Source organism: Kribbella sp. NPDC026611 (genome assembly GCF_040638345.1).
Lineage (GTDB): Bacteria > Actinomycetota > Actinomycetes > Propionibacteriales > Kribbellaceae > Kribbella.
Genome location: NZ_JBEZYC010000010.1, coordinates 84,818 through 98,926 on the forward strand (window position 1 = coordinate 84,818; position 14,109 = coordinate 98,926).

The window sequence follows — 14,109 nt, forward strand, 5'->3', positions numbered from 1 at the left end:
AGGGCAGCATTCAGTGGGGGAGCCTGCGGGTGTCGATCAGCGCTTGGGCGACGTCACGAAGTTTGGTGTTGGTGTCCTGGGACTACCGCCTGAGGATGGCGAACGCGCGGTCGTCGACGTCGTACCGCTCCCATCAGGATCCCCATGGCCTGGCCGACGAGTTTCCGGGCACCGACCGCTGCCGCCGAGATCGGTGACCTTGACTGCCCAGTCCGGATGGCCGCGTTTGCGGGGTCGAAGAGGAGTCAGCTGTTCTTCGCGGCGGCCTTTCCGCCTTTGCGTCCGGCCTTCTTCTTCTGGGCTGTGGTCCCGCCTTGGCTGCTGTTGCCGCCTTTGCCGCTCTGTTTGCCGCCGTGCTCGCTCGACTTCGGCGAGTTGGCGATCTTGGCTGCACGCTCCTTGGACATGCCCTTGTCCTTGAGGGCTTCGTACTGCTTCTCGTTCTTGACGTTCGCCGACCGTTCAGGCATCACTACCTCCTCAGGATCCTGCCGTGCCGCACCTGTACCCGCTTCCTGCGAACGAATGCACGACCCAATCACCACCCTGGGCCGGGATGTGTGCGTCTCGAACGGGTCAGCGTTCGTACGCACCCTGGGGACCTGGCGGGGCTGCTGAGCTTGGGAGTCTGACAGGGCGGGTTTCGGCCGCGCAGGGAACACGGGTGAGGTAGTGACGGGCTCGGAGCGCCTTCGGGTCAAGCAATTGACCCTGGCGTGGGCCGCCGAAGGTCGGGCACGGCGGTTGTGGCGCTGTGTGCTCAGTGCACACAACCTGGGTGGATTTCGGACCCGCGGGCGCCGGACCCACCTGTAGCCCGCTGTTCCCTCTGATCGCCTTTCGAACCTCTCCGACCTCGCCTCCGATCAGCTCAGGTCGCCGTACGGCGAACAATCCAGCGGTCGCCCGGTTATGGGCGTCAGGAGCACCCTTCAACGGGTGGGCGACCAGAGGGCGGACGACCAGAGGGTGGGCAGCCAGGAAGCGGATGCTGCGCAGCTTCTGGACGCCCGGCTCGTCGGTGGTCTCCCGCAGGGTCGTTGCCTCGTACCGCTTCTGGTGAACGGCTCCAAGGTGACCCGCTGGGTGGCGGCGCGCGTACCCGGTCCAGGACGGCGTAAGCCGCCTGTCGGTGACTCGCTGCTAGCGCTGCTGCGAGTGCCGGAGCCGACGGCCGAGGCGCAGCGCCAGACCCAGGCTCACGATCCCGCTCGCGATCCAGGGCCAGCCGACGATGACCAGGTCGAGCGGCTGATGCACGAGATCGGCCCGCTTCTGGCCGCGCCGCGAACGAAGTCCGTGGTGCTTGAACTCGGCCAGGATGCCCGTCTCGGTGATCGGGTTGTCGGGACGGCGAGAGGCCAACGACCTGACGGTGCTTCACCTCGTCGACCCGGTCCGCGGCGATCAGCAGGAGCCAGTGCGCTGCCCGGGCTTCGCTGAAGTCGCGGTAGGAGTATCTCCGGATCGCCGGACAGGCCGTGCGGTGGACACCACGTACCGAAGACCGGGGCGACGAACTCGTGCTCGATCGATCCTGCAGGCCCGGCTAGGCCAGCTCGGCGCGGACGACCAGCCCCCATGACGCCGGCGATGAGGAAGAACGCGAACGAGGCGACCAGGTACATGTGCCCGATCAGCTTGTGGTCGGTCGTGGTCAGGACCCGGACCACGGGCTGTCCTGGCGGCCTGCACACCTCCGTGTGAGTCCTCGCGGTGCCGGTGCGTCGCTCGAAGGAACCATTCGGTACGCCTCTGGCGGAGAGGTGAGCGCGGCGGTTCCCACCCCGGGGTCGTCTATTCACGTATCAAGCGGGAGCGGGACTGCCCAGCTTCGCAGTACGAGCTGAAGTGGGACGGGTCTATTCACTGAACTTGTCCAGCGGCCGCGCCAAGCCAAGCCGCGCACGGCGGCCGCGGCGGCACCGACGTCGGTCAGGCTGGCGAGGTCACAGCCGATCTCGTGGACGCGTGCCCCGAGGGCACGCGCCTCGTCGGCGAGCGCCGTCAGGTCGCGCCCGGCGCGGTCGACCAGCAGCAGGTCGGGTCGCTGCCCCTGCGGGCGGCCGGCCATGGCCAGCGCGGCGTGACGGCCCAGGTTGGGGGTCGGGCCGGTGATTAGAACGGTTCCTGGTTCGGTCATAACCGCAGACTGCGAGAACACCCCGGGCGGCAGCGAATCGGAACGCCTGGGCAATAGCTGATCGTTTGGTTGGGTACCTGAGTCTGCGGGGAGAGTTGTCTGCCCGGAGAAGCCACCGGTGAAGGGATATCAGTGACGACGGGCTGGCAGAAGTTCCGTGTGCAACTCGCCGTCTTGGCGTACATGAGCCTGGCCATTGTTCGAAGACATGCGGGTCGGCAATCTGATCGACGGGCTTCTGGCCTTGCGGGCTTCCTCGGCCGCGGTCATCTGGGAGGCGCAAAGGGCTTCCGCCTTGCTATCTCGACTTCGCATACCTCGCCTTCACGATCGGTATGACTTTCAGGTCTCTGGCACCGACTTGCAGACATCGCAGATCAGACACATGGCGTTACGCCACGCACTCCTCTCCTATCTCTTCGGTGCTGTGATCCTCGCGACGACTGTCAATCTGGTGGCGGGCCTGGGAACCACCCGCAAATGATGTAGCCGAACACCAGCTCGATCAGGCTGAACGGATTCCGGTGAGCCGGCAGGATCATCGAGCAGAGAAGGTGTGTAGTAAGGAGATCGCTGGGAACCGCGCAGGTCAGGTCGGCTTTCCGGCCCGGCGGTCGATTAGGTCGTGTGCGTTGACGAAACCGCATTACCGCGCAGCTACAAAGCATGAACCCACCGGGTCGGTCGCGATCGCTTCCTGTTGCCGCTGCGGCGGAGAGAAGTCGAACCGGAGCTTCGTCGGTTCTCGGCGGAGGAGTGACTGGAGCGCACCATCGGCGTGGTGTACCGGCGGAGACCGAGCTGGCCAGTCGCTACTTCGGCGCGGTGCTCCTGACAGCCGTGCCCGGTCGGCGACGGCGTCGCGGATCAGCAGGGTGGCACGGTGATCCGCATCGAGACCGTCGGCGGCATGCGCCTCTACTACGAGCTGCGAAACGCGTCAGCTTGCGCTGCGCTGTCGGCATCATCGGCGTCGTACGCCGTCCTAGGAAGCCCCAGGGACGCGTCGTCGACATGGGCACCCGGCTGGTGTGATCCAGGCAGCCATTGTGCCTCGCCGCGACGAGGGCGAACGGTCGAAAGCAAGGCCCTTGGCGCCAAGCTGCTCCTCACTTCGCCCCCATCTAGTAGGCCGAGGCCAGACTCTGCCACGAGGCGGTCGTACCAGGTCGTGGCACGTGCTGTTGCCATCAGCAACGACGGGTATGCTGCAACCGAAGTACGCAGCTGCCGTGCCACAACAGTGGGCCCACACGCCTGCGGCGCATGGGCCCGACGTGCCGACGGGCGAACCGTTTTCGGGACGGGCCGTCGGGTGCCCGGGCGTTATGGACGTCAGCAGGCTTGGCCCGTTGTACGACAGTGAACGACCGATCGCGACCGTGTTGGTAGATATGGGGCGCGGTTCCGCGTCCGGTGCAGGAGCACGCTCGCCCGGACCCGTGGCGCGAATGGTGGTGGGCGCCAGTGGGACGGTGTGTTGTTCGACGAGTGGCCATCAACAGGTGGACAAGGCAACAGTGTCCTAGGGTCCGGCTCGACTCCGGTGGTGATCGCGCCGAGGACGGTGGCGACCAGCCCAACAACAGGCGGTCCGGGAGGCCCTGATGGAGTCCCCGGCGCATGGAACTGATCCATCGCCTGCAGGACCGGCTCGGCCAGGACCTCGGTGTCGCGACCGGCGTCCGGGACGTGGCGAAGGCCTTCGTCATCGGCCGAGTCGAGACGCTGCTGCTGGATCCCCCCGCGGCGGCGTCAGTCTTCGAGCTGATGGCTGATGACTACCCGGGCTTGTGACTACCCGGGCTTGGAATGTCGGCGCACCTGTCGCGGCCCTCCTGCGCGGGACGACTGACGCAGAGTCCGGAGGGTAAAGCCGGCCCCGCCGGCAAAGCAGCCGAGGTCAGCTGTCGGCTTGATACTTAGGTGGGTGGCCGCGCTGCTCGGCTCCCGTCGTCCCGCCCGCCGCATCGTCTTCACCGGCGACCCGGCCGACGAATTCGTCGCTGGTCCCGGTGCCAGTAGTGCTGGGGGTCCCGCCGTCCGGGTCGCCGCCCGTCGACCTCATCATGGCAGTACTGGGGTCGGCGGGCGCGTCGCGTTCGTTGAGCTTGTGACTCAGACGCCACCGCTTGAACCGTGCCCAGATCGACATCGGTCTCCTCCAACCTCTCGAAGTGCAGACAACGCCGGTACCCCGCCTCAAAGAGCTGGAAACCATCGTGCCGTTGATCTACGGATCTCCGGCAGGGCGAACTGGGTACGGCGCCAAGGTTGGCGTGGCATCAGCGGTAGCCATGGACGAGGGCTGCCAGCAGTTGATCGTCGGCCGCGCGCGGCTTCGTGGTGGAACGTGTGAGTCAGGCCGCGTTCTCGGCTTCGGCCAGAGCGGTGATCAGGTCGCGGACGGTCATGATGTCCAGGTCGATCATGGATCTGTTCTCGCGGACCGTGGTGCGATCCCACATTGCTGGAGGACCACATCTCACTGTGACGCCCCGTTCCTGTCCGGCGCCCCCTGCGCAAACCGAGGCGTGGTTGAGGAAGGTGCTGGGTACCGGCCCGGGCCTAAGGACGAAAGGGTGAGACAGTCGTGAGGTTCATGACGTGGAACGTCTGGGGACGGTTCGGTGACCAGTGGTTGCGCCGTCAGCGTGCGATCGCCGATACGGTGCGGGCGCAACGACCGGATTTCGTTGCGCTGCAGGAAACCTGGCGCACAGACGGCCAGTTGCAGACCGATCTGCTCGGGTTCGAACTGGGGATGACGCCGGTCTTCGCCCGGTCCCGGATGCCGCGGGACCCGGACCCCGACGTAGACCTCGGACTGGGGATCCTGAGCCGCTTTCCGCTCCGCGAGATCGAGCGGCACAGTCTGTCGGCCGACACCATCGCCCTCAGGGCGGAGATCCGGCTGGGCGCGCACAGCCTGCACTTCATCACGAGCTGCCTGGACTGGGAAGAGAACCACGAACGCGAGCGACTGGCGCAGGCTGGATCGCTGGCCGCACTCGTATCCGAACTCAGAGCTGACGGCGACGAGGTGGTCGTGGCTGGTGATCTGAACACGCCACCCGACCGGGCCGAGCTCAAGCCGCTGTTCGAAGTACTCGAGGACTGCTGGCAGCCGAACGGGTACGACGGTGCGACGTACAGCTCGCGCAACCTGCACCTGGGACACGGCGAATGGCTCGAGGACCACCGTATCGACTACGTCCTGGTCAACGACGGGCTGACCTCCAGAGGCTCCCGGCTGGTCGGATTTGACGAGGACCATGGCCGTCCTCCGTCGGACCACTACGCGGTCGTCACCGATGTACTGGTCGGCTGAGGCTTCCATGCGGACCGAGCCGGTCACACCACAATGTCTGCGTTCGGTGTTCGACGAGACGGTCGCCGGGACCATCGGCCTCGAGGAGGAACTCCTCCTGGTACGTCGGGAGAGTTGGCTACCTGCGGAGGCCGCCGGTGTGGTGGCGGAGATCGGTGACCCGAGGGTGAAGCAGGAATTGCCGGCCTGTCAGGTCGAGATCGCGACCTTCGCGCACGCGGACGTCGCGAGCGCCGTCGACGAACTGCGGGCCTGACGTGGTCCCGATCGCTACGCCGGCGCATCCGCTGGTCGACGTTCCTGTCGCGCTCGCTGTGACCGACCGTGCTGCAGGTTTGGCAACTCGGTACGGCGAGGTGATCGGCCGCCAACTGGTGTCCTCGTTGCAGGTCCATCTCGCGTTCGGCGACCCCGACTGTACGTTGGGCGTCTATCACGCGCTGCGGGATCTCCTCCCGGAGCTGGCCGCTCTGGCAGGCGTTGCGCCGTTCGCATCGGGGTACGCACTCGCCGCCCGGCTGGCCGACCTGCACTATCTCGGCGAGCTGTTGCCGCCGGCGCCGACGTGGAGGATCGCGGAGAACCGGTGGGCTGCGCTTCGAGACGGCGTCCGGGGTGAGCTGCTCGACCTTCGCACCGGTGCATCTCGTCCTACCCGCCGCTGCGTGTACGACCTCATCGATGCCGCGGAGCCCTACGCGCCGGGAGATTTGGACGACGTGCGGACGTTGGTCGCCGACCCGCCCGTGGAACAACTTCGAAGGCTCGGTCCGCGCGGAGTCGTGCCGTGGCTCGCGGAGGTGTTCACGACATGAGGATCATGACCCTGCCTGGTGTCTTCGCGCCGATCTCGGACTCGTGGATGCTGGCCGACGCGATCCGGTCGGAGAATCTCCGGCCTGGTTCCCGTGCCCTCGACATCTGCACCGGGAGCGGTCTGCTGGCCCTCACGGCGGCCGAGTGCGGTGCCGATACGACGGCGATCGACGTCTCGCGGCGGGCGTTGCTCACGGTCCGGCTGAATGCGCTTCGAGCCGGCGTGCGCGTCCGGACGCTGCAAGGCCGGACGTTCGGCCCGGTCGCGGCCGAGCGGTTCGATCTGATCGTGAGCAACCCGCCGTACGTGCCGTCGCTGCGTCCCGGCGTGCCGCGCTTCGGTGCCTGCCGGGCTTGGGAGGCTGGGCACGACGGCCGGATCGTCCTCGATGTGCTCTGCGACGGGGCGGCCGCTCATCTGCGGCCAGGCGGAGCGCTGCTCGTCGTGCACTCGTCACTCATCGGCATCGACGCGACCGTTCAGCGGCTCCAGTACGCCGGGCTGGTGAACGTCGGCGTACAGGCTTGCGAGCGTGGTCTGCTGGGACCGTTGATGCGAGCGCAGCAGGTGGCCGGGACGATTCCCGCCGGCGTCGAGGAGGAGGACGTGGTGATCATTCGGGCGAGCGCGCCGGCTTCCGGCTGATCGGCATCGTGTGGGTGCCGTCGCACAGGGTGGGGACCGTGCCTAAGCGGCGACCACGCGGAGTGTCTTGAGCGACGGGTCGGCGGCGTCGGGGATGACCATGGTGGCTGCTTTGCCGGAGCGGAGGTAGTCGATAACGCCGGCGGAGATGCGTTCGCCGGGGAGGATCGCCGGGATGCCCGGCGGGTACGGCGTGACCTGCTCAGCCGCGATCCGGCCGATCGACTCCTTGATCGGGACGGTCGTTTGGGTGGCGAAGAAGGCTGCTCGCGGGAGCATCACCTGCTCGAGTTCGAGATCCCGCGGTTCCGGGAGTACGACGCTGGTCGGTGCGGGCAGTGAAGTGCGGGTCAGATCGCCGAGAGCCGACACCAAGCGGTCGACGCGGTGCTTGTCGTCGGCGAAGGTGAGCTGGGCAAGTATCCGGCGATGGTCCGACAGGCCGACGTTGACCGCTCGCTCCTCACGCAACCAATCCGATGCTTGGTACCCGGAGATGCCGGCGTCGAGGGTGTCGATCATGATCTGCAGACGGTCGAGATCGTGTGATGCCTCCTTGGCCACCAACTGTTTCTCGATGACGCGTAGCCCGGGCAGTTCGTCGATCGCCTCACGTGCGACGCGAGCCAGTCGTAGCGCCGATCCGAGCAGGTCCTGACCGTCGCGGACCATCTGCCGGCGCCATCCGTCCATCGCGGCGTAGAGCAGGACGTTCGGGCTCGTCGTGGACAGCAGGTCCGCGCTCTGTTTCAGTCTGATCGGGTCGATCAGATCGCCTTGCAGGTGGAAGACCGAGCCCTGCTCGAATCCCGCACCCATCTTGTGCACGGACACTACGCAGACATCGGCGTCGGCATCCATCGCCCAGGTTGGCAGGTCGTCGTGGAACGGTAGGTGTGCGCCCCATGCCTCGTCCACGAGCAGAGGTTTGTGATGCCGATGGCAGATCTCCGCGATTGTCTTCAGATCGCTACAGGTCCCGTACGGCGACGGACTGGTGACCAAGGCGCCGACTGCCTCGGGATGCGCCGCGAAGGCCTCGTCGTACGCGTCCGGGCTCGGCGGATGCGCCAGATGTAACTCGCGATCCCACCGCGGCCGGACCCACACCGGTTGGATGCCTGTCAACGCCAGACCGGCGATCACGGATTTGTGGGCGTCGCGGCCGATGAGCATGGTCTCGCCGGGTGCCGCGACAGCCATCATGGCGCTCTTCACCGACAGCGAACTGCCGCAGGTCGAGAAGAACGCGTGCTGGGCGCCGACAGCATCCGCCATCAGTTCCTGCGCACGCTCCAGAACCCGCTTGCTGGACCTGCGGTCGTCCAGCCCGCCGGTGGCGAGCACGTCGGACCGGAATACCTCGGCTCCGAGAACCCGCCGTACGGCGTCGTCCGCGCCCAGCCCCTGCTTGTGGCCAGGCGGCGCGAAATCGGCGTACCCGCGGTCGTGGTACTCCCCCAGCGCATCCAGAACCGGGCTCTCGTCGTGATCCATGCCAGCCAGGTACCCGCGCCCGGCGGAGCCATTCCGGGACCGACGCGGTTCGCGATTCGCTCCAGCGGTGCAGCGACCAGCGAGTCTGCCGGTCACGGGTGCATTCGGCGTGGGAATCTGCGAGGGTGGAAAGATGCGCTTGGGTACCTGGACCGGTGTGTGTCGAGGCTACCGGCGGCATTCGGGGATGAGATAGATGGATCAGGTGGATCGGACCACGCTGTTGGCGCGGTTGGCACGGCAGATCGCCGAGTACGGGCCGGATGAGGCGCTCGAGACCCGTCTGTGCCGTGCTTACCTGGCGATCGTGGGTGGAGATGGAGCGGCGATCACCTTGTCCTACACCGAGCCGAGCCGGGTGACGCTGTGTGCCACCGACGATGTGGCGGCCCGTCTGGAAGACCTCCAAGACGTCCTGGGCGAAGGCCCCGGTCCCGCTGCTTACAAGACCGGGACCGCCATGACGACCGATCTGCGGGTCGACCGTGGGCGGTGGCCGCTGTTCACCGACGCCGCGCGCAAGGTGCCTGGTGTCCGCACCGTGTACGCCGTACCGATGCGTCCCGGTGAACACGCGATCGGTGTACTCACCATTCACCAAAACGCCGGCGACCTGCCGGACGGTGACCACGCGCAGTTCCTGGCCGACGCGATCGGCGCCGCGCTCATGAAGGACCCGCCACCACCGGTCGAGTCCGATCTCGACCCCGGGCCGTGGTCAACCCGGGCGCAGATCCACCAGGCCACGGGGATGGTGCTGATGCAGCTCGGGATCAGTCCCACCGACGCCATGGCGCTGATGCGGGCGCATGCTTTCTCCCACAGCGTCACTCTGGCCGAGGTCGCCGACCAAATCACCGGCCGACGGCTGCGATTCTCCGATGACGCCGATCATGACGCAGAAAGCGAGAGCTAATGACTGCCACCACTGCTTCCCAGGCGTTCATTGACGCTGCCGCGGCCATCGTTCAGCAAGATGACGTCGCCGACATCCTGGTTCGTCTCCTGGGTGACTGCGCCGAACTGACCAAGGCGGGCGCGATCGGGCTGCTGGTGAAGGACGGCCACGGCCGGCTGGAGATCCTCAGCGCGACCTCACATCAGGCCGTCGAGCTGGAGCTGTACGAGCTCCAGCACGACAGCGGCCCTTGTATCGACGCGGCACACGACGGGGCGCCGCAGTCGGTGCGCTTAACGGACGACATAGCGGCGCGCTGGGGCAAGGTCGGTGAGGCGATCGTCGCTGCCGGGTTCTCGGCCGTCCACGCAGTCCCACTGCGTTGGCACGGCCGACTCATCGGCGCCATGAACGCCTTCCACACCAACGTGGAGACGGCCGACGACGAGAGCCTGCAGTTGACGCAGGCCTTCGCCGACATCGCTACTGTCGTGATCGTCCAGCCAGTCGTCGTCACCAGCAACGAGCTCGACGAGCGCGTCCGCATCGTGCTGGACGGGCGCACCGTCGTCGAGCAGGCCAAAGGCGTCTTGGCCGAGCGTTCGGGCGTCGACGTGGCGACCGCTTACCAACTCCTCGTCCAGCGCGCCGTCCAGAACGGCTCCACTCTGACCGAGGCCGCGACCGCGATCATCGAGGAAGCACAACGCCGGGCCTGACACAGCCGATCGCGGGGTGAGCTTGTCCGTCGCGTTTGTGTCAGCGCCGCAGCGGCGGCGGTTTGGTCGGGTCCCATTCGATCAGGTCGACTTCGGACGGTGCGGTTTCGGCCGATGACGGGAGCCGCAGCGTCTTCACCTCGTTGGGTCGGAAGACCGTCTCGAACGACCGGCCCAGGAACGGTAGGTCGACCTTCACAGCGGCCTCGCGGCCGCTGGTCTCGTACCCGCGCAGGACGAGAGCACCGTCGTCGTCCTCACCGCGCTTCAGGACCGAGATGATCACGTCGTCGACGCCCGGCCCGCTGACCGACAGATACGACTGCGCGGCCGGCAACGGCCCGTCGTGGAAGCACTCGATCAGTGGGGTCACCGGCTGGTTCAACTCCGCTGCGCGCCGTACGACGGCCGCCGCCCGCCAGTCCCCGCCGTGGGGTTGCAGCCGGTACCTGAATCGTTGGATGCCCTGATCCAGGTACTCGTACACGCCGTCGTCGTCCAGATGTCGCGGATCGTGCCACGCATACACGGGAGAGCGCACGGCCGTCATCGCCAGCACCGGCTTCCCAGCCGTCGAGCCGTCCACCGCGAACGAGTACTTGCCGTCATTCAGTACGGCGACGCCGCCGCCCGGTCCGGAGATGTCCACCCAGGCGTGCGACGGCACCTCTTCCCTGTTCTGCTCGCGGATGAGGTGTCCGTACGGGATCTCGTGGGTCGCCTCCGCCTTCCTGACCGCGAACGGGAAGCAGAGTTTGAGCGTCCTCAGCCGCTCACGCCAGTCGATCGTGACCCGGACCTCGACAGCGTCCGAGCCCTGGTCGAGGACGAACTCCTCGACCAGGTTGGAGTTGCCGTACGCCGATTCGACCCGGACGAGCTGTCGGACCGGCCCATCGGTGAGCCGGCGTACCCGCGTCACCTCGAAGGATCCGATCGTGTTCCAGAGTGACCGGACGCCGTGGCTCCAGGTGTCGGTGTCGTCCTCGATCACCTGCGCATGAGCGGCGCCGGAGGCGAGTAGGTTCGGTCCGTCGGCCGTCGCCAGGGACTTCAGCCAGCCCGTCGTCCGGTCGACCTCGGCGCGCACTACACCGTTGTCCAGCACGAGGCCGTCGTCGGCCGGTGTGCCCGGATGGTACGAGCGGTCTCCCGGTCGCATCGTGTAGAGCTGGTAGCCGAGCGACGGGACCGTTGCCTTGAAGGCGACCCGTCGGCGCCCGTTCGCAGTCGCGGCCGAGCGGATCTCCTGGACGTCGACCGGCGGTCCGTCCAAACCTTCGGACAGCGCAATTGCACCCCGCAATGGCGCTGGGTATCCGAGCTCGAGCTCGACGGTCGAGGTGACCGGCCATGGATGTGGGTTGAACACTGCGACGGGGACCATCGCGGACTCGGCCGGGATGTCGATCTGCCGGGCGATCGACTGGATCGAACGGTTCGCGAGCCGGGCCGCGATCGACTTCGCCTCGCCGAGCTGGTCGCGGGCGTCGTCGTACGCCGGCTCGATCGCGGTGCCGGCCGCGATGTCGTGGAACTGGTTGAACAGCACCTGTTTCCAAGCGTGCTCGAGCTCGGCGGTGGCATCCGGCATGCCGCCGACGACGGCTGCGACGGTCGCCCACTTCTCTGCCGCCAGCAGGGCCTGCTCGGCCAGCCGGTTCTGTCGCTTCACGCCGGAGTGCGCGGCGTAGCAGCCGATGGCGTGCGGCTGCAGCTCGGTGGTGTGCACCGGGATAGCGTCGAAGGTCCTGGCCTCGTCGAAAAATCGGCGCATCGTCGAGGGGAACATCTCCGGGAACAGATCCCGCCGGGCGAGCTGCTTGATCGACTCGATGTTCTCGATCGTCGGTCCGCCGCCGTGGTTGCCGACGCCGTAGCACACCATCAACGGTTCGGTTGTCACCGGCAACTGCTGGAGTGCCTTGGTGACGTGACCGGAGATCTCGCCGCCGGGGGAGCAGTACTCGTGCGGGATCCGGTACGCCAGCACACGCGACCCGTCGGCAGCCTCCCACCAGAACTTCTGACCGGGCAGCTCCCGTTCATGACTCTGCGGCCGCAGGAACGCGTAGGAGTCCAGCCGCGCCTTGCTGAGCAACTGCGGCAGCGTGGCGTTGTGACCGAACGGATCAACGTTGCATCCGACGGTCGCGATCACGCCGAGGTGCTCGGCCAGCCAGCGCTGCGAGTACAGCGCGTGGCGGACGAACGCTTCACCAGCCGGGAGGTTGCAGTCCGGCTCGACCCACCAGCCGCCGACGATCTCGAACCGGCCTTCGGCGACGCGCTTGCGGATCCGCCCGAACAGGTCCGGATCGTGCTCGGCGATCCAGCTGAAGTAGGCGACCGAGTCCGCTGTGAACACGTAGTCCGGGTATTCGTCCATGCGGTCGAGGGCGGAGCGGAACGTGGCCCGGACCTCCTGGTAGCCCTCCTGCCACTGCCAGAGCCAGACCGCGTCGATGTGTGCGTTGCCGATCATGTGCAAAGGTCCACGTGTCATGTGCTCTCCCCGGACTCGGCTGCCCAGCGGTCGACGAGTTCGCTGATCAGGTGCAGGGCAAGGACGTGCATCTCCTGCACCCGTGCCGTCGCCTCGGCCGGTACGACGACCGCCAGGTCGGCCGCCGCCGCGAGGTCCTTGCCGCGCGCCGAGGTGAAGGCGACCGAGCACGCGCCGTTCGTCCGAGCTGCCGCCAGGCCGTTGACCACGGTAGGCGATGTGCCCGAGGTGCTGAAGCCGAGGACCATGTCGTTGGGACGGGCGAGCGCGATCACCTGTCGCGCGAACACGTCGTCGTACGCGTAGTCGTTGGCGATGCAGCTGACCACCGCCGCGTCTCCGACGAGCGCCACCGCGGGCAGCGGCCGGCGCTCGCGCAGGTAGCGGCCGATCAACTCGCCGGCCAGGTGCTGCGCGTCGGCCGCGGAGCCACCGTTCCCGAACGTGTACAGCACACCGCCCGAGGCGAGGCGGCGGATCAACTCGTCGGCGACGGCACGCACCTGGGGGAGTTGTTCCCGCATTGCCGTGGTCACCTCGACGTGGCGGTCGAGCTGACCGTCCAGCAGACCGTCGAGGTAGAGCTCGCTCACACTGCCCCCAGACGCTCGTAGGCGATCGCCGCCGCGCCCAGCACACCGACCGCGTCGCCGTGCCTGCTCAGCACCACATCACAGGCGTTGGCGGCTGGAGGCATCGCTTGTCGCAGCGCGGCTTCGCGGACCGGATCAAGCAGCTGGTTCCCGGATCGCGTCACTCCGCCACCGAGAACGACGAGCTCAGGCTCGCAGATGTTGATCAGTACGGCGACCATCCTGCCGAGCATCGCGGTCGTCTCGTCCCACACCGCACCAGCCACGTCGTCACCGGCGCGAGCGTGCTCGGCGACGTCCTTCGCGGTGATCACCGGAAGGTGCGCCAGGCTGGAGCCCAGGCGATCGGCGACGGCTTCGGTCGCGCGGCGCGCGACCGACGTACCCGAGACGTAGGCCTCCGCGCAGCCACGGGCACCGCAGCCGCAGACCCGGCCCTGCCAGTCGACCACGACATGCCCGAGCTCGCCACCCTGGTCCGCAGCGCCTCGGAACAGCTTGCCGTTGGCAACGACTCCACCTCCGAAGCCGGTGGAGACGGTGAGGTAGACAAGGTCGCGCACACCCCAGCCACCCCACTGGAACTCACCGAGGGCGGCCGCGGTCGCGTCGTTCTCCACGTACGTCGGTAGACCGAACCGGTCCGCCACCATCCGGCCGAGCGGGACCTCGTCCCAGCCCGGCAGACCGGGCGGACCGAGGATCACGCCGTTGCGAGGGTCCAGTGGTCCACCGCACCCCACGCCCACGGCCACCACGGGTCCGTCGGACGACTCGGCCAGGGCTTGCTCGCCCAGCTCGAGCAGGCGTTTGACGACCGCTGCCGGACCTTCGCCGACGACAGTTCCGACCTGGTGCAGGGAGCGTAGGCCACCGTCTGGACCGACGACGCCGGCGGCGAGTTTGGTCCCGCCGACGTCGAGGGCCAGCACCGGCTGCCAGGGAGGATGCGAGCTCACG

General features: G+C 67.4%; 16 protein-coding genes and 1 pseudogene. 8 read left to right on the plus strand and 9 right to left on the minus strand.

The genetic code is table 11. From position 1 onward, the window contains the following. Nucleotides 1-10: 10 nt before the first annotated feature. From AB0E69_RS33620 to AB0E69_RS33635, 4 genes and pseudogenes are all read right to left on the minus strand, one after another. Nucleotides 11-179, minus strand: a pseudogene (locus AB0E69_RS33620) (ANTAR domain-containing protein); the annotation flags it as partial. Between the two features lie 66 nt (nt 180-245). Next, the gene (locus AB0E69_RS33625) at nt 246-470 is read right to left on the minus strand and encodes a hypothetical protein (protein ID WP_360155563.1); all 225 of its coding nucleotides are present in this window, start codon (nt 468-470) and stop codon (nt 246-248) included. Nucleotides 471-1,143: 673 nt separating this feature from the next. Beyond that, complete coding sequence (locus AB0E69_RS33630; protein WP_360156220.1) at nt 1,144-1,365, minus strand: hypothetical protein; 222 nt, start codon at nt 1,363-1,365, stop codon at nt 1,144-1,146. Nucleotides 1,366-1,801: 436 nt separating this feature from the next. Beyond that, entirely contained in the window at nt 1,802-2,143 is a 342-nt protein-coding gene (locus AB0E69_RS33635; protein ID WP_360155566.1) for a KR domain-containing protein, read from the minus strand. A gap of 196 nt (nt 2,144-2,339) precedes the next feature. Between AB0E69_RS33635 and AB0E69_RS33640 the strand changes: the two genes are divergently transcribed. Together AB0E69_RS33640 and AB0E69_RS33645 are read left to right on the plus strand one after the other, a co-directional pair. Further along, a complete protein-coding gene (locus tag AB0E69_RS33640) occupies nt 2,340-2,627 on the plus strand; it encodes a DUF1345 domain-containing protein (protein WP_360155569.1) in 288 nt (95 codons plus the stop codon). A gap of 1,139 nt (nt 2,628-3,766) precedes the next feature. Then, nucleotides 3,767-3,940 carry a hypothetical protein gene (locus AB0E69_RS33645; RefSeq protein ID WP_360155572.1) on the plus strand — a complete coding sequence of 58 codons (174 nt, stop codon included), beginning with the start codon at nt 3,767-3,769 and terminating at the stop codon, nt 3,938-3,940. Nucleotides 3,941-4,046: 106 nt separating this feature from the next. On the opposite strand, the gene AB0E69_RS33650 is transcribed toward AB0E69_RS33645, so the two are convergent. Further along, nucleotides 4,047-4,298 (minus strand): hypothetical protein, encoded by a 252-nt coding sequence (locus AB0E69_RS33650; protein ID WP_360155575.1) that lies wholly within the window; start codon nt 4,296-4,298, stop codon nt 4,047-4,049. 447 nt (nt 4,299-4,745) lie between these two features. Here AB0E69_RS33650 and AB0E69_RS33655 point away from each other — a divergent pair, with 447 nt between their 5' ends. Genes AB0E69_RS33655 through AB0E69_RS33670 form a run of 4 tightly spaced genes read left to right on the plus strand, consistent with a single transcriptional unit; the run spans nt 4,746 to nt 6,936 of the window. After that, entirely contained in the window at nt 4,746-5,474 is a 729-nt protein-coding gene (locus tag AB0E69_RS33655) for an endonuclease/exonuclease/phosphatase family protein (protein WP_360156211.1), read from the plus strand. Nucleotides 5,475-5,520: 46 nt separating this feature from the next. Then, nucleotides 5,521-5,730 (plus strand): hypothetical protein, encoded by a 210-nt coding sequence (locus tag AB0E69_RS33660; protein ID WP_360155578.1) that lies wholly within the window; start codon nt 5,521-5,523, stop codon nt 5,728-5,730. A 1-nt stretch (nt 5,731) separates the two neighbouring features. Continuing rightward, nucleotides 5,732-6,289: a hypothetical protein gene (locus AB0E69_RS33665; RefSeq protein ID WP_360155581.1), complete on the plus strand. Its 558-nt coding sequence runs from the start codon at nt 5,732-5,734 to the stop codon at nt 6,287-6,289. Then, nucleotides 6,286-6,936: a methyltransferase gene (locus AB0E69_RS33670; protein WP_360155584.1), complete on the plus strand. Its 651-nt coding sequence runs from the start codon at nt 6,286-6,288 to the stop codon at nt 6,934-6,936. The genes AB0E69_RS33665 and AB0E69_RS33670 overlap by 4 nt, the downstream gene beginning before the upstream one ends. Before the next feature lie 42 nt (nt 6,937-6,978). Here AB0E69_RS33670 and AB0E69_RS33675 read toward each other — a convergent pair whose 3' ends face one another. Further along, nucleotides 6,979-8,433: an aminotransferase class I/II-fold pyridoxal phosphate-dependent enzyme gene (locus AB0E69_RS33675; protein WP_360155587.1), complete on the minus strand. Its 1,455-nt coding sequence runs from the start codon at nt 8,431-8,433 to the stop codon at nt 6,979-6,981. Nucleotides 8,434-8,629: 196 nt separating this feature from the next. Here AB0E69_RS33675 and AB0E69_RS33680 point away from each other — a divergent pair, with 196 nt between their 5' ends. Both AB0E69_RS33680 and AB0E69_RS33685 read left to right on the plus strand, forming a co-directional pair. Further along, nucleotides 8,630-9,349: an ANTAR domain-containing protein gene (locus AB0E69_RS33680; protein ID WP_360155590.1), complete on the plus strand. Its 720-nt coding sequence runs from the start codon at nt 8,630-8,632 to the stop codon at nt 9,347-9,349. Continuing rightward, a complete protein-coding gene (locus AB0E69_RS33685; protein ID WP_360155593.1) occupies nt 9,349-10,050 on the plus strand; it encodes a GAF and ANTAR domain-containing protein in 702 nt (233 codons plus the stop codon). Before AB0E69_RS33680 ends, AB0E69_RS33685 begins: the two co-directional genes overlap by 1 nt. 40 nt (nt 10,051-10,090) lie before the next feature. Here the strand turns inward: AB0E69_RS33685 and AB0E69_RS33690 are convergent, their stop codons facing one another. Genes AB0E69_RS33690 through AB0E69_RS33700 form a run of 3 tightly spaced genes read right to left on the minus strand, consistent with a single transcriptional unit; the run spans nt 10,091 to nt 14,108 of the window. Next, complete coding sequence (locus tag AB0E69_RS33690) at nt 10,091-12,556, minus strand: glycoside hydrolase family 38 C-terminal domain-containing protein (RefSeq protein ID WP_360155596.1); 2,466 nt, start codon at nt 12,554-12,556, stop codon at nt 10,091-10,093. Further along, nucleotides 12,553-13,149, minus strand: coding sequence for an SIS domain-containing protein (locus AB0E69_RS33695; RefSeq protein ID WP_360155599.1), 597 nt, complete (start codon nt 13,147-13,149; stop codon nt 12,553-12,555). Before AB0E69_RS33695 ends, AB0E69_RS33690 begins: the two co-directional genes overlap by 4 nt. Beyond that, nucleotides 13,146-14,108, minus strand: coding sequence for an ROK family protein (locus tag AB0E69_RS33700; protein WP_360155602.1), 963 nt, complete (start codon nt 14,106-14,108; stop codon nt 13,146-13,148). The genes AB0E69_RS33695 and AB0E69_RS33700 overlap by 4 nt, the downstream gene beginning before the upstream one ends. Nucleotide 14,109 lies beyond the last annotated feature (1 nt).

What these genes read in the sequence shown, in the direction of transcription:
- AB0E69_RS33655 (WP_360156211.1), top strand. Translation starts at nt 4,746, where the DNA reads ATGACGTGGAACGTCTGGGGACGGTTCGGTGACCAGTGGTTGCGCCGT.
- AB0E69_RS33680 (WP_360155590.1), top strand. Translation starts at nt 8,630, where the DNA reads ATGGATCAGGTGGATCGGACCACGCTGTTGGCGCGGTTGGCACGGCAG.
- AB0E69_RS33635 (WP_360155566.1), bottom strand. Translation starts at nt 2,143, where the DNA reads ATGACCGAACCAGGAACCGTTCTAATCACCGGCCCGACCCCCAACCTG.
- AB0E69_RS33675 (WP_360155587.1), bottom strand. Translation starts at nt 8,433, where the DNA reads ATGGATCACGACGAGAGCCCGGTTCTGGATGCGCTGGGGGAGTACCAC.
- AB0E69_RS33625 (WP_360155563.1), bottom strand. Translation starts at nt 470, where the DNA reads ATGCCTGAACGGTCGGCGAACGTCAAGAACGAGAAGCAGTACGAAGCC.
- AB0E69_RS33690 (WP_360155596.1), bottom strand. Translation starts at nt 12,556, where the DNA reads ATGACACGTGGACCTTTGCACATGATCGGCAACGCACACATCGACGCG.
- AB0E69_RS33670 (WP_360155584.1), top strand. Translation starts at nt 6,286, where the DNA reads ATGAGGATCATGACCCTGCCTGGTGTCTTCGCGCCGATCTCGGACTCG.
- AB0E69_RS33685 (WP_360155593.1), top strand. Translation starts at nt 9,349, where the DNA reads ATGACTGCCACCACTGCTTCCCAGGCGTTCATTGACGCTGCCGCGGCC.
- AB0E69_RS33645 (WP_360155572.1), top strand. Translation starts at nt 3,767, where the DNA reads ATGGAACTGATCCATCGCCTGCAGGACCGGCTCGGCCAGGACCTCGGT.
- AB0E69_RS33650 (WP_360155575.1), bottom strand. Translation starts at nt 4,298, where the DNA reads ATGTCGATCTGGGCACGGTTCAAGCGGTGGCGTCTGAGTCACAAGCTC.